Here is a 26,041-nt window from a genome sequence, read left to right as displayed (position 1 = left end):
GGAGAAGTAGTCCGGGGCGGCATATGCCGCCCCGGAACCGGCGCTATTTCGCTTTGGGGGCGCCGTCGGCCTTCGCGACCATGGCCGCGTGCATCTTCTTGCAGCGCTCCATCATGTCGGCGTCGGGCTTCATCTTGCCGTCCGCCATCATCGCGTCATGCGCCGGCATCGGCTTGTCCATCGGCGCCGAAGCGCCGTGGCCGGCATGAGGATCGGTCGCTTGGGCGGCCGCAGGGGTTGCGACCGTCAGGGCGGTCGCCATCAAAAACATGTTCATCGTCAAAACTCCGAAAAAATAGTGTGGGACTATGTCTCGGAGTGTTTGCGGGGAGGCCGGGGTTCAGCTTCGGGGGTCAGGCCCGAAAGCTCGTGAAGGGCGAGGCCGATGGCCTTTGCCGCGGCATCCGGATACGGCCGGTCGCCGAGGACCGGCAAGAACGGCAAGAAGCAAACCGATGCACAGACGTTGACGCAGGCTGCGGGCGCGCAGGGCTTTTCGCTGCGGCTCTTCTCGGGACAGCTCGACGCCGACCCCATCGACGCGCAGCTCGTCATCTGGTCCATGGCCGCGGCGTTCGACGTCGCCAGCGGCGACACGAACAAGGCAAGCGCGACGAGCAGCGAAGCGATCAGCCGCGTCATGGCTTCGCATCCGCGACTATGACGGCGCGGACATGCGGCAGGGATGGAAAATTATGCCTGGTCTTGCTCATCGCTCTTGTCCGTGCGCCCGGGCCAAGCCTTCCGGCTTGACCCCGCGCATCTATTGATACGCATGCCAAGGCGCCATCCCTCATGTTCGCCGCAGCGGCTCGCATTTTTCGGGCGCCGATCATCTCAGTGCCCGCGCACGCGCGAACCGGCGACCGGCCGCCGCGCGAGCTGCTCGCCAGCCGTGCCGAAGCGTCGCGGCGCGCGCGGCTCGACCGCCGCGGGCGCGCCATCGCCCTCCGCCAGCCCCTCGATAATCGGGCAATCGGGGCGGTCGTCGCCGTGGCAATGATCGGCCAGCGTCTCGAGGGTGCGAACCATGGCTTCGATCTCGGCCATTTTTTCCCGGAGCCGTTCGATATGCTCCAGCGCGAACGCCTTGACGTCGGCGCTGGCGCGGCTCCGGTCGGACCATAGCCCGAGCAGTCCGCCGATCTGCTCGACGGTGAAACCGAGATCGCGCGCGCGGCGAACGAAGCGCAGCCGGTGCACGTCGGCCTCGTCATAATCGCGGTACCCCGAGTCATGGCGCGCGGCCTTGGGGATGAGGCCCGTTTGCTCATAATATCGGATCATCTTGGTCGAGACGCCCGACATTCTGGAAGCCTGGCCGATATTCATGCTGGCGTTCCTCCCGTGCTTCTGTCGGACGCGATCACAGGCCGGAAGGCCTTGAGACGCAGCGCATTGCTTAGCACGAAGACGCTCGACAGCGCCATCGCGCCCGCCGCGAAGATCGGCGAAAGCAGCGTGCCGTTCAGCGGATAGAGCGCGCCCGCGGCGACCGGGATCAGCGCGGCATTATAGCCGAACGCCCAGAACAGATTCTCCTGGATGTTGCGGATGGTCGCCTTCGACAGCGCGATCGCGTTGACCACGCCGCGCAGGTCACCCGACATCAGCACGACGTCGGCGGATTCGATCGCGACATCGGTGCCGGTGCCGATCGCGAGGCCGACATCGGCCTCGGCGAGCGCGGGTGCGTCGTTGATGCCGTCGCCGACGAAGGCGACCTTGCGCCCGCCCGCGCGCAGCCGGTGGAGCGCATCGACCTTTCCGCCCGGAAGCACTTCGCCCACCACTTCGTCGATCCCGAGCGTGCGCGCGACGGCATCGGCGGTCGCCTGATTGTCGCCGGTGATCATTGCGACCTTCAGACCGAGATTGTGGAGCGCGCGGATCGCCTCCGGCGTCGTATCCTTGATCGGGTCGGCGACCGCGATCACTGCCGCGAGCTTGCCATCGATCGCAGCGTAGAGCGGCGACCGGCCAAGCGCGCCGAGTTCGGCCGCCTTCGCAGCGAAGGCCGATACATCATGCCCGAGCTTCGTCATGAAGCGGTCGGCGCCGACCTCGACATCATGCTCGCCGACCCGCGCCGACACGCCATAACCGGGCGTAGCCTCGAACGTGGTGGGCGATGCCAGGATCAGGTTCCGCGCCTTCGCCGCCGCGACGATCGCTTCGGCGATCGGATGCTCGGACCGGGTCTCGACGCTCGCGACGAGTGCCAGCACCTCATCATATTCGAATTCGCTCGCTGGTTCGAGGTCGGTCAGTTCGGGGCGGCCCTTGGTGAGGGTGCCGGTCTTGTCGAGCGCCACGACGCGAACATCGCGCAGCGTTTGCAGGGCCTCGCCCTTGCGGAACAGCACACCGAGTTCGGCGGCGCGCCCGGTGCCGACCATGATCGACGTCGGCGTGGCGAGCCCCATCGCGCACGGGCAAGCGATGATCAGTACCGCGACGGCGTTGATCAGCGCGAAGGTCAGCGCCGGGTCGGGCCCGAAGACGAGCCAGATCAGGAAGGTCAGCGCGGCGATTCCCATCACCGCGGGGACGAACCAGGCGGTCACCTTGTCGACCATCGCCTGGATGGGGAGCTTCGAACCCTGCGCCTGCTCGACCATCCGGATAATCTGCGCGAGCAATGTGTCGGCACCGACCTTGGTCGCGCGGAAGGTAAAGGCACCGGTCGTGTTGATCGTGCCGCCGACAACCTCGGCGCCCGCAGCCTTGGCGACCGGCACGGGCTCGCCGGTGATCATCGCTTCATCGACCCAGGACTGGCCGTCGACGACCTCGCCATCGACCGGTACGCGCTCGCCGGGACGCACGTCGACGATATCCCCGCTGACGACGTCGGCGAGCGCGACGTCGACAACCGCCCCGTCGCGTATGACGCGTGCGGTCTTGGCCTGCAATCCGATAAGCCGCTTGATCGCTTCGGACGTCCGCCCCTTGGCCTTGGCTTCCAGATAGCGGCCGAGCAGGATCAGCGCGACGATTACCGCCGCCGCTTCATAATAGACATTGGCGGTGCCGGGAGGAAGCACGCCGGGGGTGAAGGTCGCAACGAGCGAGTAACCCCAGGCGGCGCTGGTTCCGAGTGCGACGAGCGAGTTCATGTCGGGCGTCCCGCGCAGGATCGCGGGAATGCCCTTCCGGAAAAAGCGCAGGCCGGGACCGAACAGCACCAGCGTCGTCAGCGCGAACTGGATCAGCCAGCTCGTCTGCATGCCAATCGTGGCCATGACAAAATCATGCACGGCCGGCACGAGGTGCGATCCCATTTCGAGCAGAAACACCGGCAGCGCCAGCACCGCGGCAAGTTGCAGCGAGCGACGAAGGCCCGTGAGTTCGGCCTCGCGCGCCGCGGCCTCGCGGTCGGGCGCGGCGGCATCGGCTTCGAGCCGGCGCGGCGTATAGCCGGCGCGGCGGATCGCGGCTTCGAGATCCGCCGGCGCGACAAGCCCGCTGCGATACCGGATGCTGGCGCGTTCGGTCGCGAGATTGACGCTTGCGGCGGCAACGCCGGGAACCGCCCTCAGCGCCTTTTCGACATGGCCGACGCACGAGGCGCAGGTCATGCCCTCGACCCCGAGCTCGACCTCGATTTCGGGCACCGCATAACCGGCCTCTTCGATTGCCTGCACCACCGCCAGCGGATCGGGCGTGCCCGCAAAGGTCACATCGGCGCGTTCGGTCGCGAGATTGACGCTGACGCCGGCGACCGCGGGGAGCTTGCCGATCGCCTTTTCGATATGCCCGACGCATGAGGCGCAGGTCATCCCGGCGACCGCAACGCTCAGTTTCTCTTGCTCCGCGGCGGGCGCATCGCCACCCGTGCTCTGTTTCAACTCCATCACATCGGACATCGAAAATTCTCCGGTTTCATTCGTTGAGACAGAATGTGGGGTTTCCAACGATGGGAAGGTCAAGCGGTAAAAAACGCGCGTCCGACCCATTGACCTTGCCATCGTTGGAAACCCCATATCCGGATCATCAGCAGAAACCGGAGGTTCCAAGATGATCCAATTCGACATTCCCGGCATGACGTGCGGCGGTTGCGCGCGGTCGGTCACGAAGGCCATCCACAGCATCGATGCCGACGCCCGCGTGGTGCCCGATATTCCGGCGCGCCGGGTTACGATCGAGAGCAGCCACGACCGCGCCAAATTCGTCGAGGCGATCCGCGCGGCCGGCTATGATATGCAGCCGGCATAAGTGAGAAAGGTCCGGGTCACCTCGGGGTGGCCCGGGCAATGGCCCCGGCCTAAAGATCGCCCGCGCTGAAATAGGCTCGCAGCCGCTGCATGAGCGGGGGATCCAGCCGGATGTAGCATCGGCGTCCGTCGACCGGGTCGGGGATGCGCGAGACAAGCCCGGCGTCGCACAGTTTCTGGATCAGCCGAAGCGCACTGCTCATCGGCAATCCGGCCGTCACGCACACGGCGCTGATCGAAAGCGGCTTGCGCTCGCATTCGTGAATGAAGAGATCGATCAGCATTTCCCATGCCGGCTCTCCGAAGAGATCGTGCGCCCCGACCAACTGCTTGCGAAGCGTACGCCGGCGAAGGAGCCGTTTTGCATTGTCGCGGGCATGTTCGGTATCCCGATCCATCATGACGAATGTCGACGTGCCCGATCCGCGCGCTGTGCCGGCAATCAGGACGCGTATCGTTCAACGCCGCCGGAGCGCCGGCAGCCGGCAGACGCCAATTGGAAAGGCCGGGTCATTTTCTCGCGAGAATCGATTTCATCTGGTCGATTTCCGCCGTCTGCGACCGGATGATCTCACCGCACAATTTGAGGATCTCGGCATCGGACAGCGAGGCCTGCTCGCACATCAGGATGGCACCCGAATGATGCGGAATCATCGAGCGCAGAAAGGCGGTATCGTCGATCGTCGTCTGGGTCCGGATGAGTCCGAAGCTCCCGAAGAAGGCGACCGCCGATCCGAGGAGCAGCAGCATATTGAGACGCCTGGACGGAAACATGTCGGGCATCGCGACGATCATCATCACCACCATCGGCGATGCCATCATGAGCGTCATGTAGAGCATGTTGAGATTATTGTAGAAGCTCGAGAGGCGGTCGATCATCACGAACATGACCAGGGGCTCTGTTGCAAAAATCGTGAAGCTTGAGCATGCTTGGCGGAGATTGGACGGACGGAACGATGACGGATTTCAAGTGGCGCCATTTCCAGGGTGATGTGATCCTGTGGGCGGTGCGCTGGTATTGTCGCTATCCGATCAGCTATCGCGACCTTGAGGAAATGCTGGCGGAACGCGGCATTTCGGTCGACCATACGACGATCTATCGCTGGGTCCAGTGCTACGCCCCGGAGATGGAGAAGCGGCTGCGCTGGTTCTGGCGGCGTGGCTTTGATCCGAGCTGGCGCCTGGATGAAACCTACGTCAAGGTGCGGGGCAAGTGGACCTACCTGTACCGGGCAGTCGACAAGCGGGGCGACACGATCGATTTCTACCTGTCGCCGACCCGCAGCGCCAAGGCAGCGAAGCGGTTCCTGGGCAAGGCCCTGCGAGGCCTGAAGCACTGGGAAAAGCCTGCCACGCTCAATACCGACAAAGCGCCGAGCTATGGTGCAGCGATCACCGAATTGAAGCGCGAAGGAAAGCTGGACCGGGAGACGGCCCACCGGCAGGTGAAGTATCTCAATAACGTGATCGAGGCCGATCACGGAAAGCTCAAGATACTGATCAAGCCGGTGCGCGGTTTCAAATCGATCCCCACGGCCTATGCCACGATCAAGGGATTCGAAGTCATGCGAGCCCTGCGCAAAGGACAGGCTCGCCCCTGGTGCCTGCAGCCCGGCATCAGGGGCGAGGTGCGCCTTGTGGAGAGAGCTTTTGGCATTGGGCCCTCGGCGCTGACGGAGGCCATGGGCATGCTCAACCACCATTTCGCAGCAGCCGCCGCGAGCGCACCATGGCTGGCCTGGCCGCTGCCCGCGCGCGGGGACGCAAGGGTGGCCGCAAGTTCGCCCTCTCCAAGGCCCAGGTGCGGCTCGCTCAGGCTGCTATGGCCCAACGCGACACGTCCGTTTCCGACCTCTGCAAGGAACTCGGGATCGAGCGCGTCACTCTCTACCGCTATGTCGGTCCCAACGGGGAACTCCGGGATTACGGTCAGCGCGTGCTTGCTGCCAAAACGCGATGATGATGACGGGAGCCCCGATCAAACTTACCCAAGCGGACGCCGCAGACGTTGCAGACCTGTACAACCGTTGCAGCGACTATTTCCTGTTGCAGGACGGGGCCGCGCCCACGCTGGACGATGCTCGCGAGCTTTTCTCCGATGTGCCGCCCGAAAAGAGCGCCCACAATCAAGCTGTCCTGGGATGGAAGGGGCCTGGCGGCCTATATGCAATCGCGGCCATCCTCCGCGATTATCCGCGTGATGGCACATGGTATCTCGGCTTCATGATCGTAGATGCCGCACAGCGTGGTCGTGGCGTCGGACGCTCAATTTACTCGACGGTCGAAAGCTGGGCCGCTGCGAGAGGTGCCACAGAGATTCGGTTGGCCGTGCTGGAAGCGAATGAAGCGGCAGAGCGATTTTGGCGTTCTCTCGGCTTCATTGAGTATCGGCGCGTTGGGCCAGACACCTTCAAAATGCGTAGCCATCGCCGGATAGAACTGAGCCGTCGCCTTTCTGGCGCGACCGTAGAAGGCAGCAACAAGTAAGATCTCGCGCCGGCTATCTGGGCGAGCTTGGCGTAGGATTCCGCCCCCTCCCGCAAACGCCCCCTCTTTGCCCTTTGCCATCTTCTCGGCTTCCGGTTCGTGCCCCGTCTGCGCGACATCGCCGACCGGAAACTCGGCTCGATCGCCGCGCCTTCGACCTACAAAGGCATCGAAAGCCTCATGGGCCGCACGATCAAGACGGCGGCGATCGAAGCCGATTGGGATGACATCGTCAGGATCGTCGCCTCCATTAAGGAAGGAGCCGTTGCGCCCTCCGCGATCCTGCGCAAGCTGGCCGCCTACAAGCGCCAGAACAGGCTGGATTTTGCGCTGGCCGAACTCGGCCGCATCGAGCGGACGTTATTTGCGCTCGACTGGCTTGAACAGCCCGACGTGCGTCGCGCCTGCCAGGCCGGCCTCAATAAAGGCGAAGCACGTCATACCCTTGCCGCCGCGATCTACACCAACCGACAGGGGCGGTTCACCGATCGCTCGATCGAGAATCAGGAATATCGGGCATCGGGCCTCAATCTGCTGATCGCGGCGATTTCTTACTGGAACACCGTCTATATGGACAGGGCCGCCCAGCATCTCCAATCATCCGGCGGCACCTTCGATGATGCGCTGCTTGCCCATCTCTCGCCGATGGGCTGGGTGCATATCAGTTTGACCGGCGACTATCTGTGGCAAAGGGCAAACCGGCTCTCCCCTGGCGAGTTCCGCACCCTCAACGATCCCATGGCCCGCCTCAAACTCGTGGCATAGCCAGTGTTCTCATTATGTCCGCCAAATCGTTGTCTGGCGCACAAACCTTGAGGTGACGCCTATTTGGCGAGCAGGGTTCTACCTCGATCGTTGGTCAATCGGATTGCCGCCCTCCCATATCGGCGCCCGTAGGGCGGCACCACATAAAAGGGGCAGGAAAGCCTGCGAATAGCATCTGCTGGCATCGTACCGGATTTGTTCGCCCTTAGCGTGCAGATACGTCACTTTCGTGTAGTCACCCCTAGCGGTCGTTTGACATAGCCTCATAGTATCGCATAGGAAAAAAAGAAATCACTATAGGACACGTTCCGCATGTCGGAGCGCATAGCGCCGGCGGAGAGGCGCCGATACGGCGACATTCCGGTTGGCAAGAAAAGGCGAGGCGCTTCGTTGCCGTGACTATCAACTCAACCTCCGTCCGGCGCTCGTGATGGCGCCAGCCCTGAACCACCATCTCACCGTTCATCGGGGTACCTACAAGGACAGCGTCCGGCAGATGGCAGCCACGCGCGCGATGCTGGAGGCGGGCGGCGTGGAGTGGGCTGGGGTGTTCATGGCTACGCCGGCTAATCTCCGGCAATTGGAGGCGGAGGGTTTCGCGGTCGCCGACCTTGATGCACGAGCCAATGACCTTATCCTGGCCGTTCGGGCCGAAGATGGGCCTGGGGCGCAGCGAGCCCTGACGCGAGCCGAGGCCAGCCTGTTCGCTGTCAATCAACAGGAAGTCGGCGCATCCGGCACGGCCGCGAAGGATCTCAGGACGGCATTGCGTGAGGATCCGGCTGCCAATGTTGCGCTGATCTCCGTTCCGGGTCCCTATGCGGCGCTCGAGGCGCACAAGGCCTTGTCGGCTGGGCTACATGTGGTGCTGTTCAGCGATGGCGTCTCGCTTGCCGAGGAGCGCCAGCTCAAGGAGCGCGGGCAGGCACTTGGTCTGATCGTCATGGGGCCGAGCGCAGGAACTGCCCAGCTCCGCGGTGTCGGCTTGGGGTTCGCCAATCATGTCCGATCGGGGCCCGTCGGCATCGTTGCGGCATCCGGAACGGGCACTCAGGAACTCATGTGCCTTCTCGACCAGATGGGGATCGGGACGTCGAGCGCCATCGGCGTCGGCGGCAATGACCTGACCGCCGAGATCGGGGGTCTGTCGGCCGCCATGGCCCTCGATGCGTTCGAGGATGACGAGGCGACCACCGCGATCGCTCTCGTCTCGAAGCACGCGGATCCGGACCTGGCGGCGTCGCTTCTCGATCGAGCGCGCAAGCCGATCGTGGCCGTCCTCCTGGGAATGCAGGATACGCCCCTGCTGTCCCATGACCGGGTCTATACGACGTTTGAGCAGGCAGCGGTCGCGCTTGCCGATCTGCTTGGAGCAGCGCTCTCAGAGCTGGCCGATGGCGAATTGATGGCGCAGGTCGAGGGGGCGATCACTCGATTGTCTGACCATCGCACCCGTCTGGTTGGATTGTTCAGCGGCGGCACGCTCTGCGAAGAGGCGGCCTTCATCGCGTCGCGTTACCTGACGCCGATCGAGCACAGGCAGGCGGAGCTATCGGATCGGCAGGCCCATGTGTTTCTCGATCTGGGGGACGAGGAGCACACCCGAGGGCGGCCTCATCCGATGATCGATGTTGCCGCCCGCTCGGCGCTGTTGCTCGAGCAGGCCCGCGATCGTTCGGTCGCTGTCGTCCTGTTCGACGTCGTGATCGGCGAAGGAGCGCATCCGGACCCCGCAAGTATATTGGCGCCCGCTGCCGCCAGGATCGTCGAATCCGGGGCCATGGTCGTGGTTCGTATCGTCGGCACGCCGGCGGATCCGCAGGACGTGATGAAACAGCGCCGTCAGTTGGAACTCGCGGGATGCATTATCGCGCCGAGCAACGCGCGTGCGGCCTATATCGCGACTGCCATCGTCCTTCGCAATCCAGCCGTCGCGTTCCAGACGCGCGCCGCGATTTCCTGACCCCATCCTTCAAACGGACCCTATCACCATGTCCCCAGCCTCCCCCCAATCGCCCGCATCCACTCCGCGCGTGGCACTCACCACTTATTCGACCAAGCCGCGCGGAGGCGTGGTGCATACGCTGGAGCTGGCTGAGTCGTTGCAGGCGCAAGGTGTCGATGTAACGGTGGTGGCGATGGGGGAGGCCGGTTCGCTGTTTCGGGAGGTTAGCGTTCCGGTCGAATATATCCGGCCGCCCGAGGTGAAGGATACGCTCGAAGCGCGGGTGTTCAGCTGGATCGATACGTTGGAGCGCGGTCTGGAGCAGATGCGCGACCGCTTCGACATCGTTCACAGCCAGGACTGTATCTCCGCGCGCGCGGCCGCCCGAATTCGCGACGCCGGCGCTCCCTTCCGGCTGGTCCGCACGGTGCATCATGTCGATGATTTCACGACCGAAGCCCTGATCGAATGCCAGCGCCAAGCGATCCTCGAGCCAGACCATGTGCTGGTGGTGAGCAAGCTCTGGCAGGATAATTTGCGGGTCGACTATGGCGTGGAGGCGGATATCGTCACGAACGGAGTCTGGCCGGACAATTTTCGCTGCAAGCTCGATGCTGACCGGCAGAGGGAGTTGCGGCGAAAGGTGGGGGCAGAGGATCGTTTCCTGTTCCTCACCATCGGCGGCATTGAGCCTCGCAAGGGCAGCATGTTTCTCGTCGAGGCGTTGGCAAAACTTAAGGCGAGCCGTCGGGTCGCACCCGTGCTCGCGATCATCGGGGGGCATAGCTTTCAGGACTATTCCGCCTATCGCGAAGAGGTGATTGCGGCTTTGCCGGGGCTCGGACTTGAGCTCGAGCGCGATGTTGTCCAGTTGCGGACGGTGGCCCAGACCGAGCTGGTCGAATGGCTGGCCGTCGCTGACAGTTTCGTCTTCCCTTCGGTGAACGAGGGCTGGGGGCTGGTGATCATGGAGGCGGCCAGCGCGGGGTTGCCCGTCGTGGCATCGGACATTGAAGTGTTTCGCGAATTCCTGACCGATGGCGAGAATGCGCTGCTCACCCGAGCCGGTGATAGCGATGCACTCGCAAGCGGTATGGCGCGCATGATGGATGAGCCCGATATGCGCAACCGGCTCGGCGCTGCGGGGGCGTCGCTGGTGGCCGGCTATGGGTGGGACCGGACCGCGCGTCAGCATATTGAGCACTATGAGGCGATATGGAGCGCGATGCAGGCAGGATCGCCGCGGAGTCTTCCCGAAAGCGCGGAGCTCTGAAGAGGGCCCTATGAGTTTCGGGTACGGACGTCGCGCGTGAGGTTTATGCCGCCCAGGATTGGGCGGCGATGCCCAGACCGGTCATCAGCGCCGCTCCTGACCGGTGTCCCACCTGGCACACGATCTTTGCAGCGCGATTGAAGCGTTCGCTGCGTTCCGCACTCGACGAGGAGGAGATAATGAGCGCGTGGATCGGCGCTATGCTTTGACCCCGCGCCGCCCACCGCAGGAAAGCCCGGCTAAGGTCGGAGGTTTCGGCGCGCTCCGCGATCGGGGTGAGCACGGCCTGTGGCACGCCGCTCCATCGGGCGAATAGCAGGAGGCCCGCGAGCACGTCATCTCCCGATGGCGTCAAGCCGATCCCGCGACCTTGGAGAATCAGAGCGGCGCCGGCGATGTCTTCGTTGTCGATAGCGGCCAGGACCGGCTCCCAACACGTTGCGAGATCCTCGGGCGGCCCCGCCATGTCGGCCCATTGTACGAGGAGGGGCGCTGCGGCGCGTAATTGCTCAGCGGTAGGGATCGCCGGGGTGTAGGGAGCAGCCGAGGCGATATCGACCGTTCCTCCGGGATAGTGCAGGCGTGTGGCTGTCAGCCATACTTCCCCGGCCTCCGCTGCGAGCTCGGGCACCTGCTCGGCGATCAAATGGATCGGACCCGGCCAGATAAGCGGCCCGGCGGCCGCGAAGATCTGATCGCGAATGCGCGCGTAAAAGCCGCTAGTAAACCGCCCGATGATCCTGCCTCGTAACGGATCTACGGCGGCTTGGTGGCGCAGCTCGCTCAACGCCTGGCCCTCGTGGATCGCGCGGACCAAGGTCGGCACTCAGGCGGTCCTCTCGTCCAGTTCAAGGGTGGCCTGGACGAAGCAGGCAAGAGGAGCGCGCGCCAAGCCCGCGCCGATCTGGCCGATGCCGTCGGTTGCGTGCACGATTCCCGTGCTGATGACGGGCGTGATCGAAAGTTCCGCGATACGGCGCACATCGAGCCCCATCGGGGCTCGTCGATCCCCTAGATAGGGCATTCGGAAGCGTTCGCTCTCACCGGCGCTGATGCATCGCATGTCCTCAGTGATCTCGAGGGCTGCTGCTGGGCCGCCGACGAATGTCGCGGCTGCGGGTGTGTTCCCGGCGACCGCTGCGCCGAGCCCGATGAGTTCGAGCACCGCGCTGTCGCCGATATCGGGTGCGGCCACGTCCGGGCCAAAGCCTGGCCGGAACAGCGCGCTCTTGATCGGTTGCGCCTCGCTGACGACCCAGGGCTGGTTGCCGAGCTTGATCCCGAAGCCGGTACCATTTCGAGCCATCGTGGTCACGATGCTGGCACCTTCGACCTGCGCAGCCGCGTCCACCAGCGTTTTTGCTGCTGCCATTGCCATCGTCAGTGTCGTCAGTGGATTGCCGGAGAGGAAATCGGCGGCGACCGCCGTCAAGGGGTGGCTCGACCGCACCAGAGCCGGCAGGAGATCGCGCAGCAGGAGATTGGTGGTGGCTTGGATGCGCATGTGCACATCGTCGGCCATGGTGACGCCCTGTGCCGCTAGAGAGAGGATGTCGATTCCTCCGTGCCGGGCCAGCGCATGGGCCAGCACGGGCGCGACGGCGTCGCGTATCAGGTTCAGGCGTTCGATCGCCGCGTCGTTGTTGACGCCGAACCACGGGGCATCGCCGGCACCCTGATTGATGCTGGAGAAGGCGGTCGTGCCGCCGGTCGGATTCTCGACGACATAGACAGGAGCGGAAGGACCCAGGATCGTGGCCATTGGTACGACCGTCCGGTGCTCGTTCGCCGGCTTGAACGTGACTTCTCCCGAGCTGGCAAGCATCGCTGCCGCCTCGACGTCATCGGCCCAGCCTTCGGAGACGATCGCCGCTGTCGCCGAACGCCGCAGCGGATCGATCATGTCGTCCCATGTGATCGGCGGGCCGCAATGCAAGAGGCTGCGTTCGTCCAGTCCTTCGATGACGTCGCCCGCGCGTTCCACTGTCCTGACGATCGGACTGGCGTTAAGGCGGTTGAGAACCCGTGCGTTTGCCGCATCGATGCGGGCAGCCTTGGGTCCCAGCAATCGGGTGAGCGCGGCAACCAGCTGCTCATCGCCGCCGGCCGGGATGCGCCAGTCGACATCGGTGACAGGGGTGTGTTGATTGCGCAGTGCATCTGCGAAGAGGGGGAGCCCGACGTTGATCACGCGAACTTCATTCGGCAGGCGGATTGCGGGAGCCTGGTCTGGTCTTGTCATTACTCGGGCGTCTTACGAATGGGCGCGGCTATGCGCGCGGAACCACGATTCCGCTTATAATAGCCTCCGCCATCCAAATAAAAAGCAGCAAGCCTGGTGGGGCTTGCTGCTCCAGAACGTATGAACGCTGAGTGGGATCAGACCGTCCAGGTCGAGAATACCAGCGCGCGATCGCGCCACGCCTGGATGTTGATGTCGAGGACGTCGAGCGGATTGATCGGGATGACGCCCGGGATCAGATCGTCCTCGCGCATGCCGTAGAGCGCGCCCATGGCGAAGCGGCAGGCATAGATCTTCGCGCCTTCGTCCATCAGCGTCTTGAGCTGGCGATTATACTGGAGATTGCCGGGGAAAGCTTCGGTGCCGACCGCCGGATAGCCGCGCGTCGCCGCCGCCATCAGCACGCCGGGGCCGTAGAGCACGAACGACAGCTCGAAACCCTTCCGCTGCAGGCGCGTGGCCGTCAGCATGTTCACGAAGCCGACCGAGCCTTCGAACGGCACGGTGTGCATGAAGACCACGGCCTTATCGCCTTCGTTGGCCTTCAGGTCCGGAAAGACCTTCTCCTCGACGTTGAAGAGGACGTCGCCTTCCTTGGCAGCAGGAATCGTAACTGTTTTCGGCATTGGGCTCTCCTTACGAAAGTGGTTCGGGCATTGCCCGAAGGGGGCAATTCAGCGGCTTATTTCCTGGGGGCTTGGCCCTGTCCGTTGATCTTCACGAACGGATGTGGCGGACGCGGGCGAGGGCTTGCCTTTGGCCATGCCCGACGATGACTGCCTGGCATCGCGTGGATCAGGCTCTCCCGGAGACCGTTCGGCAGCATCTTGTAGGTCGGCACGAAAATGTAGCGCCAGAACCGGTCCTTCAGCGTGCGCGGCTTGCCATAGACGGTGACACCGTTCTTCCGGCCGATGCGCTGCTGTGCATCGGCCAGGAGATATTGCTGCGAGTTGGTGCGCAGCCACTGCGTGAATGACATGCTTACCTCCGGAAATTCTGCTGCACGGCGAGAGCGGCCATCTGGATCGGCTCGTTGAGCGCGCCGATGGCGGGCGAATAGACATTCTCCATGGTCGCCAGATCGTCGATCGTGATGCCGGCCCGAACCGCGACCGCGAGGAAGTCGGCCCGCTCCTTCACGCCTTCGCCGCCCACGATCTGCGCGCCGATCAGGCAGCGGCTGTCCGGGTCCGCGAGCAGCTTCACCGTGATTGGCTTCACGCCCGGATAGTAGCGCGCTCGGGTGATTCCTTTGGCGGTGCCGGCGACATAATTCATGCCCACTGCGCTGGCGGTGGTCTCGCCGAAGGACACGCCGCCGATCATCCATTCGCCGGCGAGCATCGCCCAGGGCACATAGACCGGCTGATATTCGCGGACGGCGCCGGCGGCGTTGATGCCGGCGGTCTTGCCCTGGGCATAGGCATGGCTACCGGAGAGCCCCTGCAGCGGCACGCCGGACACGCCGTGGGGAATCTCCGTGCAGTCGCCTGCGGCATAGACGTCAGGGGCAGAGGTCTGCATCCGGGCATCGACCACGATGCCACCAGTGCCGCCCAGCGCGATCCCGGCGGCACGCGCCAGATCGCTGTTGGGCACCTTGCGGGTGCCGATGATCGCCAGTTCAGCCTCGATACGGCCAGCCGTGGTCTCGACATAGGAAAGGGTGCCGTTGCCGCCGAACGCGGTCACCTGCTCGCCCCAGAGCGTGGTGACGCCCGCTTCCGCCCAGCCGGCGCGAACCGGATCGACGATATCCGGATCGACGACTTCCGCCATCGGCCAGGGGCCGGGATCGACCACCGTCACCTTGATGCCGCGATGGACCAGGGCAGTGACCATCTCGACTGCGATCAGGCCGCATTCGACCACGACCGCCGACTTCACGGTGTCGAGGAACGAGTCCCATTCCCGAGCGCGCTGGATGTTCTTGACCCGGTAGATGCCCTTCAGGTCGCCGCCGGGGAGATTGGGATCGCGGTAATTCCAGCCGGTGGCGAGGACCAGCTTGTCGTACCGAACTTCACCTTCGCCCTGGACCTTGATCACATGGCGCTTGGTATCGATGCTCTCGACCGTGGTCTCATAGTGAACGTCGATACCCTGGTCTTTATACTGCTGCTTGGTGGCGAGGAACAGGCGATCGAACGACTCGATTTCCTTGCCGTGGACGAAAGGAATGCCGCAAGGACTGTAAGCGACATCCTCGAATTGGGTGTAAACGACCATTTCGGCTGAAGGATCGACACCTAACGCTGCACCCGCAGCACCCAAACCCGCAGCACCACCACCAATTACAACAATTTTCATACCGCGATCCTCGCCTCGGCCTATGCCATATATCGTATAAGGAATGAATTTTTCCGATGGTAGATATGGCGCCAAATCGCGTCAAGCGGAATGCAACGGATCGGAGGCGCCGGGGCAGCGCGGCCGGCGCCTGGGATCTTGCCCGATCGCCTTGGATCCAGGGCAAATTGCGGGAAGATCCGGGTCCCGAATAGGCATCGCCAACGGAGTGGCCCGTCGGCCTTCCGCCGCTTTTCGGACTGGCGTTGAGGCGCCGCAGTCCCGGGCGAGCAATTTGGGACGTCTATCCGCCGAAGAAGACGCTTTCTCCGAAAGTCCGCGTCTTTCTCGACTTCATGGGCGAGCACCTGCGCGCACTTGCCTGACGGGCGGGGACTCCGCGTGCCCACTCATCATGACGATCCCCCCCCTCCGCGGTCGGCTAAGGGGAGGGACCAATTCTAGAAGCTGTATCCCACACCTAGAAAGGCCGCGTGGCGCATTCCGCCTTCCGACAATTCTCCCGAATATGCGACGGAGAGGCCGATGCCCGAGCTTCGCTTCATCGTTACGCCCAGATCGACCGACAGGATGTCCTTGCCGGCGGCCTGCGAGCGAATGTCGAACGGCAGCTCGGGCTCGCCGGCGAAATTCGCAACGCCTGTCACGGCTTCGTCCCCGACCTCACGCTGATACAGCAGGCGCGCGTGAGCCGAAGTCGTGCTCCTGCTATCGGCGGCCGTCCATGTCCGCCGCAGGTCGGCGCCGCCGCCAATGCGTACGCTGTGGTATTTTTGGATTTCGGCATCCAGGGCGACGGGTACCGCGCGCTCGCCGATGCTGTATCCGTTCAGCCCGACATAATCGATGACCGGCGCCAGCAGACGAACCTGCGCCTCGCCCTTCACCGGCAATCGATAGGCATGTCCGGCATGGAGCGAGAACGCGTCGTTGTCGAAATGGGCACGTCCCGGGGCTTCCAGTCCGGCGATGTCGCGGACGGTGGCAGCATAATGATAATCAGTGGCTTCCCCTTGGTGTTTACGCGGCTGTTTCGCTCGAGGACGCCCGGCGGCTATGCGGTCACGATCTTCCGGTTCGATCGCGCGCTGGAGCATGCGACGCCGATCCTCACATTCGCCGCGCCGACATTCGCGCGTTCCTTCGCTATCTTCCGTGGGCAATTCTATTTTGGGCTTGGAACGGAAACCGGAAAGGATGTGAAGCTGTCCGAGGCCGCGGGGACGGTGCTTCGGACTCCTCGCGTCCACTGATCGCCCGCGAAGCGCTCCGGTCTGGACATTCCGCCGAAGACAGCAAGTCGCCAGGTCGATAGAACGGCCTTGGTTCTGTAACGGGCGCATCCCTATGTTCATGAGACAGCTCACCTACCTGGTGGCGTTGGATAAACATCGTCACTTCGGGCGGGCCGCTGAAAATTGCCATGTGTCGCAGCCGGCCCTCTCGAACGGCATAAGCGAGCTGGAGCGAGAACTCGGCCTCGTGATCGTGAAGCGCAACCGGACGTTTCAGGGCATCACGCCGGAGGGCGAGCGCGTGATCGCCTGGGCGCGCAAGGTCCTCGCGTCGCTCGAGGGGCTTCGGCAAGAAGCCGAACTCGTTCGAAACATCCCGGGAGGACATCTCGCAATCGGCGCGATTCCTTCGGCGATCCATCCGGTCACGCTGCTCAGCGCGGAATGCCGGGACATCATCAATAGCCTGACCTTGGATATCCAGTCCTTGAGTACGCAGGACATCCTTCGCAAGCTCAGGGAGCAGGACATCCATCTTGGCCTGACTTACGACAGAGCCGTGGTCGACGAGGCGTTCGACGTCATGCCGCTTTTCACCGAGCGTTACGTGCTCGTGGCAGACGAGCAGGCGACGCTTCCACGCGAGCTGAGCTGGACGGATGTTGCGGGCTATCCGCTGTGCCTGTTGAGCCAGGACATGCAGAACCGCCGGATCCTGGACGAAATGTTCCGGCAGGCAGGCGCGACGCCGAACGCGGTCATTGAGACGAACGCCATCCCGATCCTGCTGGCCGAAGCCCAGTCGGGCCGCGCCTTCAGCATCATGCCGCTCAGCGCGCTGCCGGCGCTCTACGCGGTGCGCCTCCGCGTCCACACGATCATGCCCGAGCATTCGGCCGACGTCTGTCTGGTTCGGCTGAAGCGTGAGCCCCAGCCCCCGCTTTGCGACGCGGTCTGGCGGCTCGCGGCGAACATGGATTTTCAGAAGATCCTGGACAGGCCGCTCGCCGACCTTCTTTGATAGCTGCTGCTTATCAGAAGATTTGAACAGTGAATTAGCGCTGGGCGCCGCGATATGAGAGCCGCGCCGACAGCCATGCGAGCGCGGCTTCTCGAAACGTGCTCGCACTTGGGAAACGGCCCCTAAAGCTGAAGCCCGAGCCGTGGGAGCCGAAACAGTGCCAGCCTATAGTGATTTGCAGCCGCCGCGCAGCGTGCGGATATGGGAGGTTTTCTTCGCCTTCCAGGGATCGATTGTCAGCGTGATCGCCTGGAGGGTCGCCATATTGACCATGCTCGCCTGCGGCATCGTCTATTGGACCCGGCACAACCATGTGAACCCGATCGCCAATTTCGGCCCCGAGCCCTTCACCTTCATCGGCATCTCGATTTCTGTCTTCATGAGCTTTCGGAACAGCGCCTGCTACGATCGATGGTGGGAGGCCCGCAAGCAATGGGGCCGGCTGATCGTGTCCGCGCGTTCGCTGGCGCGAGAATTGAGAGGGGTCGTTCCCGCACCGGACAGGGACCGAATATTGCTGGGGGTCTGCGCCTATGCGAGATCGCTGCGGGCGCGCCTGAGAGGGCTGGACGAGGCTCGGGCCGCCAGCGAATGGATCGGCCAGGATACGGATGTCTTGGCCTTGCCGAACCCCACGAACCAGATACTCGATCGGATCGGTGAGCATTGCTCCCGCCTGGCCGTGCAGGGAATCGTCAGCGAATGGCGCTATATGCTGCTCGAAAACCGGCTTACCGAACTGTGCGACGTGCAGGCTTCATGCGAGCGCATCCGCAACACGCCGCTGCCTTTCGCGTACACGCTCCTGATCCATCGGACGACCTACCTCTTCTGCTGTTTGCTGCCCTTCGGGCTTGCGACACATCTCGGGTGGGGGACGCCGATACTCGTGACGGTGGTCAGCTACACGTTCTTCGGCATCGACGCGATTGGAGATGCGATTGAGGATCCTTTCGGCGAGACGGCGAACGACCTTCCGCTCGACGACATCGTGAAGACCATCGAGCGCGAGTTGAGCCCGACCGTCACGGCTGTCTAAACGCATTGCGCGCGCTGAATCTTGCCTGCTCCTGACGATCCAGGCGCGGCACGTCGCATCCGATTTTCGCTCACCTTGATAATCTCCGTTTATCAATAGTTCTGAGCAAACGATTGGATGCGCGCAGGCCATGAGCGCAGCTTTCGGGGGTCATCAACATGTGACGTCCCGAGAGGAGACCCTCAATGGCCAAGGTACTTTGCGTCCTCTATCCTGATCCCACGACTGGCTATCCGCCCAAATATGCGCGTGACGACCTGCCGGTGATCAATTCCTATCCCAACGGGCAGACCCTGCCCACGCCGCGCGGTGAGCTGGGCTTCAAGCCCGGCGAGCTGGTGGGCTGCGTATCGGGCGAACTTGGCTTGCGTCCCTGGCTGGAGGCCAACGGCCACACGCTGGTCATCACCAGCGACAAGGAGGGACCGAATTCCGAGTTCGACCGCCATCTGGTCGATGCGGATGTCGTCATATCGCAGCCTTTCTGGCCCGCCTATCTGACGCCGGAGCGCATCGCCAAGGCGAAGAAGCTGAAGCTCGCGCTGACCGCCGGCATCGGCTCCGATCACGTCGATCTGAAAGCAGCCGCCGAGCACGGCATCACGGTCGCCGAAGAGACCTTTTCCAACAGCATCAGCGTCGCCGAACATGTCGTGATGATGGTGCTCTCGCTCGTCCGCAACTACCTCCCGTCGCATGAGATCGCCAGGGAGGGCGGCTGGAACATCGCCGACTGTGTCGCTCGCAGCTATGATGTCGAGGGCATGCAGTTTGGCACGCTGGCCGCGGGCCGCATCGGCCTTGCCGTGCTGCGCCGCCTGAAGCCGTTCGACGTGAAGCTGCATTACTATGATCCGCACCGTCTCTCGGCGGATCTGGAAGCGGAGCTGGGCCTTACCTATCACGACACGCCGCAGTCGCTCATCAAGGTCTGCGACATCGTGAACCTGCAGATGCCGCTCTATCCCTCGACCCAAGGCATGTTCAACGACGAGATGTTCGCGCAGATGAAGCGCGGGGCCTATCTCATCAACACCGCGCGAGGCGCGCTGTGCGATCGTGATGCTGTCGTTCGCGCCCTCGAGAGTGGTCAGCTCGCGGGCTATGCCGGGGACGTATGGTTCCCCCAGCCGGCACCGGCCGATCATCCGTGGCGCACAATGCCCAACAACGGCATGACACCGCATATCTCCGGATCGTCGCTCTCGGCCCAGGCCCGCTATGCCGCCGGCACGCTCGAAATCCTGCAGGATTTCTTCGAGGGGCGCCCGATCCGCCGCGAATATCTCATCGTCGATGCGGGCAACCTCGCCGGCACCGGCGCCAATTCCTACAAGCTCACCTGATTGGTCCCAAGGCGGGGCGGCGCCATATTCCGCCGCCCCGCTTGCCCTTGCCGACCCGCTCATCCGGCGGGTTGGCACGGGATTCCCAGCCCAGCGATGATGAGGAATGTGCGGTGCTCGAAGTCGCCCCCCAATTCGATCCTCCCTACTTCACTAGCGATACGTTCGACCGGGCGGCGGCCCTGCGCACCGACCAGGCGCGTATTGAGACGCTTTTGACCGCCCCGGAAGCTCGTTTCATTGCACTTTGGCGCCGCAAATATCTGACATACGTGGAAAGCGGCCCCGATCGTGTTGTGCGGATCGCGCGCCTCGACCTTCGCGACCTCGGCATGGGCATCGCGTCGCTCCTCGATCATTATACGGTCTTACTCGGCTTCGACGGTGGTCACCCGTTGTTCGGGATCGACCTCAGTCCGTTGGACGGGCTTCCACCCTCGCTGCTCTCCGGGAACCGGACGCTGGTCGAATTCCGTCCCTATGAATTCCTGCTGTCTGCGGATGACGCTGCCTTCACCGCCCAGTTTCATGCGATGGCGAATTGGCGCGCGGCTAATCGCTTCTGCGGCCGGTGCGGTGCTCCGAGCGAGCCGGATGAAGCTGGCTATCGTCTGCTGTGCATCAACGGCCACATGCAGTTTCCGCGCACCGATCCCGTCACCGTGATCCTGATCTGTCACGGCGAGCATGCCCTTCTCGCACGGGGAACGACATTTCCCAACAAGCGGCTGTTCTCGGCATTGTCGGGATTTGTCGAGGCAGGAGAAACCGCCGAACAGACGGCCAAACGCGAAGCTTTCGAGGAAGTCGGCGTGCGGGCCCGCGCGCTTCGCTATCATTCGAGTCAGCCCTGGCCGTTTCCCGGGCTCATCATGATGGGCTTCTTTCTCGAAACGACGACGACCGACCTCACACTCGATGTGGAGGAGATCGCCGAAGCGCGCTGGTTCACGCGCGACGAAATCGCCCGGCATGAGGCGCTCGGCTTCGATCCTCCCAGCCCCAACATGCTGGCCGGCCGCTTGCTCCAGCATTGGGTTGGCCACGGCACAGGCCTCTAAATCGGGCCGGATGAGCAGACAGAGTGCCCCAACTTTGCTTCATGGGGTGGTGCCGCGTCCACTCCGCGGGCTACTTCATCTCCCCTTTGATGACTTTTTCGCCGATTTCGAGCGACTTAGCTGCGGCAAGGACCGGGTATTAAGCCATCGTTGGATTCAGGCATAATGTTCGATTGGCGCGCGACCGTAGAAATATTGCTCAAGCTGGATCTCCAGCTCGGCCAGAAGGCTGATTGGAAGGTCAGCCGTTCTCGGTGTGCTTTCCATGATTTCCCCGTTGAAGCCGACGTTCGGGAAAACCAAGGTTCGCCGCAAAGCGCTCACCGGGCTGTCGTTGGCGGTCGTGCAGCCAACCATGAACCATTCGGCGTCAATGCCTCGCTCGGCGAGAAGCTCGATGATTTTTCCCTCGACCTGAACAAGAAGGAGAAGCAGTGACTTATATTTGAGATCGTAATAGTCAAAAACGGGTCTCAATAGATCAATCTGGAGGCAATCGAGAAGTTTTCCATGAATACCCTCGAACGTCGTGAATGAGTGTTCGCCAGGAATAAAATATTCCCCATCGCCAGGTAATGCGCGAAAATTGAAGTAGAGAAATCCATTATCAATATCGACCGATGCCCGATCGTCGCACTCCTTAGCTGACAAAAAATGCCAACTCAGTGAAACTAATCGCTTGGAATAGTCTATTCTCGGCAACTCCTCTCCGTTATCCTTCACACCATCTCTCCTTGAGAAACGCCTTTTTAATATTCGTAGATGTCACAATTCGGCTTGGAAAGGCACTAAGTGCGAGAAGGGTGCGCGGCTGAGCTGGGCAGGGCGATGCGGGGCCTTCGAGATGGCACCCAAGGATTGATCTTTTTGATCTGGTTGAGAGACCAGCATCGCTATCGCTTTGTGCATTGCGCGGGGCGGCTATCATTGGTTGCCGTCGGGGAAGCGAAACTTCGGATGGCTATCGCGCGGGCTCGAGCAAGATGTGCGAGCGGCTTGGGCTTCGCCTGAAGCCCAAGCCGCCGGGTAATGGTCAAAGCTTTCCGTAGATCGGGAACCGCTCACAGAGAGTACGGACGCGCTCGCGGACGCTGCCTTCCACTTCCGTATCGCCTCGCTCGCCCTTATCGCGAAGGCCATCGAGGACATCCGCGACCATATTCCCAATCTCGCGGAACTCGGTTACGCCAAAGCCGCGAGCGGTGCCCGCTGGTGAGCCGACGCGAATGCCGCTGGTCTTGACCGGAGGCAGCGGGTCGAACGGGATGCCATTCTTGTTGCAGGTGATAGCCGAGCGTTCGAGAGCTTCGTCGGCATCCTTGCCGGTGATTCCGAGCGGCGTCAGGTCGACGAGCGCGAGGTGGGTATCCGTGCCGCCGGAGACGAGATTGGCGCCGCGTTCCTTCAGTGTGGCGGCCAGCACCTGCGAATTTTCGAGCACCGCGGCGGCATAAGTCTTGAATTCGGGCTGGAGTGCTTCGCCGAAAGCGACCGCCTTCGCGGCGATGACGTGCATCAGCGGGCCGCCTTGCAGCCCAGGGAACACCGCGGAGTTGATCTTTTTGGCGATCGCCTCATCGTCGGTAAAGATCGCGCCGCCACGAGGGCCGCGCAGCGTCTTGTGGGTAGTCGTGGTGACGACATGAGCATGGCCGAAAGGCGTCGGATGCACGCCGCCTGCAACGAGGCCGGCGAAGTGGGCCATATCGACCATGAAGAAGGCGCCGACTTCGTCCGCGATGGCCCGAAGCCTCGCGAAGTCAATGATGCGCGGATAGGCCGAGCCGCCAGCGATGATGACCCTGGGCTTGTGCTCCTTGGCAAGCCGTTCGACCTGATCGAAGTCGATCAGATGCGATTCCCGATCCACGCCATAGGAGACGGCATTGAACCACTTGCCGCTCTGGGCCGCCTTGGCGCCATGCGTCAGGTGGCCGCCGGCATCGAGGCTGAGGCCCATGATCGTATCGCCGGGCTGGGCAAGCGCGAGGAGCACGGCGCCGTTCGCCTGGGCGCCCGAATGTGGCTGGACGTTGGCGAACGCACACCCGAATATCTGCTTGGCGCGGTCGATCGCGAGCTGCTCGACTTCGTCCGATGGGTGGCAGCCCTGATAATAGCGCTTGCCCGGATAACCCTCCGCATATTTGTTGGTGAAGACGCTGCCCTGCGCCTCCAGCACGGCGTTGGAAACGATGTTCTCCGAGGCGATCAACTCGATCTGGTGGCGTTCGCGTTCAAGTTCCTGGCGTACACCCGCAAATACGGCCGGGTCTGCATCAGCGAGCGAACGGGTAAAATAGCGCTGGTCGGGGATATAGGTGGATCTGATACTCATGGATTTCCTCGGAAGAGCAGGCGCGGAAGCGCAACCGGGTGGTGCCGATATTGGCGGGGACGTCGACGATTGCCTGGCATCAGACGATCGCTTTCGTGGCGAGGGAGGGTTGGGCCATCAATCCGACCAGCAGGGCGAGGCCATCTTTCAGGGTGTCGTGATTGGGTGCCGACCCGAGCGAGACGCGCACGGCCTCGACGCGTTCCAGCGTGACCGAGAAGGTCGCGCCTGGCACAACAGCGACGCCACTGCGCTCGGCATGGTCGGCGAACTCAAGCGCATGCCAGTGGGGCGGCATGCGCAGCCAGAGATGATGCCCGTGCGGGTCGGCCGCGTAAGAATCGGGGTCGAGAATTGTTGCCGCCAGGCGTTGTCGTTCGACGTTTTCCGCCCGGATCGCCGCAACGATCTCGGCCAGCGTGCCGTCCCGTATCCACCGGGAGGCAAGCGCTGACAGCAAAGGGGAAGCCATCAGCGTGGTGGTCCTGAGCGTCTTGGCGAGCCGGCTGGCGTGATCTTCGCTTGGTGCAACGACATAGGCAACGCGCAGCGATGGCGTCGCACATTTGGAGAGGGTGCTCACATGCCAGGTGATGTCGCCGGCGAGCTTGGCGAACGCGGGTAATATCTCGTCTCTGAGGGGCGTGTAGGGATCGTCTTCGATGATCCCTACATCGTGTCGGCGCGCGATATTCGCGAGCTTTTCGCGACGCTCAACGGACAGAGTAGCCGTGGTCGGGCTGTCGATGGTGGGTACCACATAAAGAGCCGATGGCCTTTGACTGCGGCAGACCTCCTCGAACGCCTCGGGAATGATTCCGCCTTCATCCATAGAGACGGGCGCGGCGATCAGGCCATTCTGAGCGATCACCGACTTCAGGCCGGGATAGGTGAGCGTGCCGGTCGCGATGATGCTACCCGTGTGCAACAGTGTCTCGCAGATGGCGAAGAGGGCGCTTTGAGCTCCGCCTGCGACCAGGAGCCGTTCTATGGAGACGCTTCCGAGGCGCGGGGCGAGCCAGGCCGCCGCCGCGAGCCGATGGCGCACATTGCCGTTGCTTTCCTGATATTGGAGATAGTCGAGGCCGCGCGGGCTGGCGAGGACGCTGCCAAAGCCGCTCTTGATGGCCTTCTGCATGTCGATGGTCGAAGGCGGGGGCGGCACGTTCATGCTGAGGTCGACCAGCGCTAGGCCTGCGCGGCGCGCCGGCTGCCAATCCTTGGCGTCGTCTGCGCGGACATAGGTGCCACGCCCCGCCCATGCGTCCACCAATCCGCGGCGCCGCGCCTCATTGAAGGCGCGGGTGACGGTGGTGAGATCGACGCGCAATGTGCTGGCGATGCTTCTTTGCGGCGGAAGCCGGTCGCCTGTCCGGATCCGACCGGACCGGATGTCCGCCTCCAAGGCTTCGACAATGCCTAGATATTTCATCCGGGCGTTATCCGCGATCCTGGGATGCCAGATGGTCATCTCAACCGCTCCGGGCACGGACCGCCGCGCAGGCCAAAGGTGATCGGCGCCATTGATGAAGATGGAACTGCAAGACGCTGTCTACTCAGCGCGCTTTGCGGATGGCGAGGATCGCCTCCGCGAAATCGTCGATCCTGGAGGTAGGCAGACCGGCGACGTTGATCCGGCCGTCCTCGACAATGTAGATTCCGAACGCCGACCGTGCGTGTTCGATCTGCGCCGGCGACAGCGTCAGCAGTGAGAACATCCCGAAACCATGCGCCAGATAGCCGAATTCATCGGTCCCGGATGCCTGGCGAAAGGCTTTGGCGAGGTGGAGGCGCTTGCCGTTCATATCCTCGCGGATTGCTTCCAGCTCGCTGTGCCAGTCGGTCAGCAGCGCATCGTCCTCCAAAATGGTGCGGACGATCGCGGCCCCATGATCGGGTGGCATCGAATAGAGGGTGCGCGCATGGACTGTCATGCGCGCGGTCGCGATCTCCGCTTCGCGTGGGTTGCGGGCCAGCACCATCGCGCAGCCGACGCGCTCGGAATAGAGTCCGAAATTCTTCGAGCACGACGATGCGGCGAGCAGTTCGGGAAGCTGTTCGGCCAGGATGCGCAGCCCGAGCGCGTCCTCGTCGAGCCCGCGCCCGAAGCCCTGATAGGCGATATCGACGAAGGGGATCAGGTCGCGTTCGAGCAGCAGGCCGGCGAGGGTGCGCCATTGGGCCTCATCGAGATCCGCGCCGCTCGGATTGTGGCAGCAGCCGTGCAGCAGCACGATATCGCCGGGCGCCGCGCTGCGCAGGCGCTCGCACAGCGCATCGAACCGAAGTTCTGATCGCTCCCGGTCATAATAAGGGTAATAGGCCGTCTTCAGCCCGACCGCGGCAAAGATAGCCTCATGATTGAGCCAGGTCGGATCGGGCAGCCAGACGGTCGCCTCGGGTCGAACTGCCGCGAGGAACTGCGCCAGGACGCGCAAGGCGCCGGTTCCACCCGGGGCCTGCAGGGAAGCGACCCGTCCTGAGTCGGTCGCGGTACCGAACACCAGGTCGATCATCGCCGCGGCAAACTGGCGGTCGCCGCGCGCGCCGACATAGCGCTTGGTCGTGCGGGTATCGAGCAGTCGATGCTCCGCCGCCTTCACGCTACGCATGATGGGCGTCGCGCCAGCTTCATCCTTGTAGATGCCGATGCCGAGGTCGATCCTGCCCGGGCGGGGGTCGGCGGCGAACAGACCGCCGAGCGCCAGGATAGGATCGGCCGGGGGCGGCTGCAACGCCGCCAATAGAGCTTGGGACAT

Annotated in this window: 24 protein-coding genes and 3 pseudogenes; 12 read left to right on the top strand and 15 right to left on the bottom strand. The window is 63.2% G+C overall.

The annotated features are described in order from the left end of the window. Positions 1-43 precede the first annotated feature (43 nt). On the bottom strand, positions 44-262 hold the full coding sequence (locus YP76_RS20985) for a hypothetical protein (RefSeq protein ID WP_232307673.1): 219 nt from the start codon (positions 260-262) through the stop codon (positions 44-46). 123 nt (positions 263-385) lie between these two features. Here YP76_RS20985 and YP76_RS20980 point away from each other — a divergent pair, with 123 nt between their 5' ends. After that, positions 386-664, top strand: a complete 279-nt coding sequence (locus YP76_RS20980; RefSeq protein ID WP_046765535.1) for a hypothetical protein — start codon at positions 386-388, stop codon at positions 662-664. Between the two features lie 173 nt (positions 665-837). Here the strand turns inward: YP76_RS20980 and cueR are convergent, their stop codons facing one another. Together cueR and YP76_RS20970 are read right to left on the bottom strand one after the other, a co-directional pair. Beyond that, positions 838-1,332 (bottom strand): Cu(I)-responsive transcriptional regulator, encoded by a 495-nt coding sequence (gene cueR / locus YP76_RS20975; protein ID WP_019054720.1) that lies wholly within the window; start codon positions 1,330-1,332, stop codon positions 838-840. Then, entirely contained in the window at positions 1,329-3,869 is a 2,541-nt protein-coding gene (locus YP76_RS20970) for a heavy metal translocating P-type ATPase (RefSeq protein WP_008831364.1), read from the bottom strand. Before YP76_RS20970 ends, cueR begins: the two co-directional genes overlap by 4 nt. Positions 3,870-4,020: 151 nt before the next feature. Between YP76_RS20970 and YP76_RS20965 the strand changes: the two genes are divergently transcribed. Next, entirely contained in the window at positions 4,021-4,218 is a 198-nt protein-coding gene (locus tag YP76_RS20965) for a heavy-metal-associated domain-containing protein (RefSeq protein ID WP_008831365.1), read from the top strand. 49 nt (positions 4,219-4,267) lie between these two features. Here YP76_RS20965 and YP76_RS20960 read toward each other — a convergent pair whose 3' ends face one another. Beyond that, complete coding sequence (locus YP76_RS20960) at positions 4,268-4,618, bottom strand: MarR family transcriptional regulator (protein ID WP_008831366.1); 351 nt, start codon at positions 4,616-4,618, stop codon at positions 4,268-4,270. Positions 4,619-4,727: 109 nt separating this feature from the next. After that, positions 4,728-5,105, bottom strand: coding sequence for a DUF305 domain-containing protein (locus YP76_RS20955; RefSeq protein WP_008831367.1), 378 nt, complete (start codon positions 5,103-5,105; stop codon positions 4,728-4,730). Between the two features lie 68 nt (positions 5,106-5,173). Between YP76_RS20955 and YP76_RS20950 the strand changes: the two are divergent. The 6 genes and pseudogenes from YP76_RS20950 to YP76_RS20935 form a co-directional block, all read left to right on the top strand. Further along, positions 5,174-5,938, top strand: a pseudogene (locus YP76_RS20950) (IS6 family transposase); the annotation flags it as partial. Next, positions 5,923-6,177, top strand: a pseudogene (locus YP76_RS27270) (recombinase family protein); the annotation flags it as partial. The pseudogenes YP76_RS20950 and YP76_RS27270, both read left to right, overlap by 16 nt. Further along, positions 6,174-6,704: a GNAT family N-acetyltransferase gene (locus YP76_RS29110; RefSeq protein ID WP_007686150.1), complete on the top strand. Its 531-nt coding sequence runs from the start codon at positions 6,174-6,176 to the stop codon at positions 6,702-6,704. The pseudogene YP76_RS27270 and the gene YP76_RS29110, both read left to right, overlap by 4 nt. Positions 6,705-6,767: 63 nt before the next feature. Further along, positions 6,768-7,469: pseudogene (locus YP76_RS20945) on the top strand (Tn3 family transposase); the annotation flags it as partial. A gap of 430 nt (positions 7,470-7,899) precedes the next feature. After that, positions 7,900-9,432 carry a hypothetical protein gene (locus YP76_RS20940; protein ID WP_046765573.1) on the top strand — a complete coding sequence of 511 codons (1,533 nt, stop codon included), beginning with the start codon at positions 7,900-7,902 and terminating at the stop codon, positions 9,430-9,432. Positions 9,433-9,502: 70 nt separating this feature from the next. Next, positions 9,503-10,687, top strand: a complete 1,185-nt coding sequence (locus tag YP76_RS20935) for an MSMEG_0565 family glycosyltransferase (protein WP_052757533.1) — start codon at positions 9,503-9,505, stop codon at positions 10,685-10,687. Positions 10,688-10,730: 43 nt separating this feature from the next. Here the strand turns inward: YP76_RS20935 and YP76_RS20930 are convergent, their stop codons facing one another. From YP76_RS20930 to YP76_RS20905, 6 genes are all read right to left on the bottom strand, one after another. Beyond that, positions 10,731-11,513: an oxamate carbamoyltransferase subunit AllH family protein gene (locus tag YP76_RS20930; protein ID WP_046765532.1), complete on the bottom strand. Its 783-nt coding sequence runs from the start codon at positions 11,511-11,513 to the stop codon at positions 10,731-10,733. Continuing rightward, positions 11,514-12,878: a YlbE family protein gene (locus YP76_RS20925; protein WP_198147569.1), complete on the bottom strand. Its 1,365-nt coding sequence runs from the start codon at positions 12,876-12,878 to the stop codon at positions 11,514-11,516. It lies immediately after the preceding gene. Between the two features lie 188 nt (positions 12,879-13,066). Next, positions 13,067-13,555 carry an MSMEG_0572/Sll0783 family nitrogen starvation response protein gene (locus tag YP76_RS20920; RefSeq protein ID WP_046765530.1) on the bottom strand — a complete coding sequence of 163 codons (489 nt, stop codon included), beginning with the start codon at positions 13,553-13,555 and terminating at the stop codon, positions 13,067-13,069. A gap of 56 nt (positions 13,556-13,611) precedes the next feature. Next, a complete protein-coding gene (locus YP76_RS20915; protein ID WP_046765529.1) occupies positions 13,612-13,911 on the bottom strand; it encodes a hypothetical protein in 300 nt (99 codons plus the stop codon). A gap of 2 nt (positions 13,912-13,913) precedes the next feature. After that, entirely contained in the window at positions 13,914-15,242 is a 1,329-nt protein-coding gene (locus tag YP76_RS20910) for an FAD-dependent oxidoreductase (protein WP_084733300.1), read from the bottom strand. A gap of 440 nt (positions 15,243-15,682) precedes the next feature. Further along, positions 15,683-16,339 carry an autotransporter outer membrane beta-barrel domain-containing protein gene (locus YP76_RS20905; protein ID WP_157035848.1) on the bottom strand — a complete coding sequence of 219 codons (657 nt, stop codon included), beginning with the start codon at positions 16,337-16,339 and terminating at the stop codon, positions 15,683-15,685. Between the two features lie 256 nt (positions 16,340-16,595). On the opposite strand from YP76_RS20905, the gene YP76_RS20895 reads away from it, so the two are divergent. The 4 genes from YP76_RS20895 (at position 16,596) to nudC (ending at position 20,944) form a co-directional block, all read left to right on the top strand. Next, positions 16,596-17,498, top strand: a complete 903-nt coding sequence (locus YP76_RS20895) for a LysR family transcriptional regulator (RefSeq protein ID WP_198147568.1) — start codon at positions 16,596-16,598, stop codon at positions 17,496-17,498. 157 nt (positions 17,499-17,655) lie between these two features. Continuing rightward, a complete protein-coding gene (locus YP76_RS20890; RefSeq protein ID WP_198147567.1) occupies positions 17,656-18,537 on the top strand; it encodes a bestrophin family protein in 882 nt (293 codons plus the stop codon). A gap of 185 nt (positions 18,538-18,722) precedes the next feature. Further along, positions 18,723-19,883, top strand: coding sequence for an NAD-dependent formate dehydrogenase (locus tag YP76_RS20885; protein ID WP_046765524.1), 1,161 nt, complete (start codon positions 18,723-18,725; stop codon positions 19,881-19,883). 113 nt (positions 19,884-19,996) lie between these two features. Continuing rightward, entirely contained in the window at positions 19,997-20,944 is a 948-nt protein-coding gene (gene nudC, locus YP76_RS20880) for an NAD(+) diphosphatase (protein ID WP_046765523.1), read from the top strand. A 156-nt stretch (positions 20,945-21,100) separates the two neighbouring features. On the opposite strand, the gene YP76_RS20875 is transcribed toward nudC, so the two are convergent. The 4 genes from YP76_RS20875 to YP76_RS20860 all read right to left on the bottom strand — a co-directional run bounded on the left by YP76_RS20875 (position 21,101) and on the right by YP76_RS20860 (position 26,041). Continuing rightward, on the bottom strand, positions 21,101-21,667 hold the full coding sequence (locus tag YP76_RS20875) for a hypothetical protein (protein WP_046765522.1): 567 nt from the start codon (positions 21,665-21,667) through the stop codon (positions 21,101-21,103). A 310-nt stretch (positions 21,668-21,977) separates the two neighbouring features. Then, complete coding sequence (glyA, locus tag YP76_RS20870) at positions 21,978-23,282, bottom strand: serine hydroxymethyltransferase (RefSeq protein WP_046765521.1); 1,305 nt, start codon at positions 23,280-23,282, stop codon at positions 21,978-21,980. 79 nt (positions 23,283-23,361) lie between these two features. Then, on the bottom strand, positions 23,362-24,753 hold the full coding sequence (locus YP76_RS20865) for an aminotransferase-like domain-containing protein (RefSeq protein WP_232307672.1): 1,392 nt from the start codon (positions 24,751-24,753) through the stop codon (positions 23,362-23,364). A gap of 85 nt (positions 24,754-24,838) precedes the next feature. Continuing rightward, the gene (locus tag YP76_RS20860) at positions 24,839-26,041 is read right to left on the bottom strand and encodes an amino acid aminotransferase (RefSeq protein WP_046765520.1); all 1,203 of its coding nucleotides are present in this window, start codon (positions 26,039-26,041) and stop codon (positions 24,839-24,841) included.

Source organism: Sphingobium chungbukense, from assembly GCF_001005725.1.
Lineage (GTDB): Bacteria > Pseudomonadota > Alphaproteobacteria > Sphingomonadales > Sphingomonadaceae > Sphingobium > Sphingobium chungbukense.
This window is presented reverse-complemented; position numbering and strand designations above follow the sequence as displayed.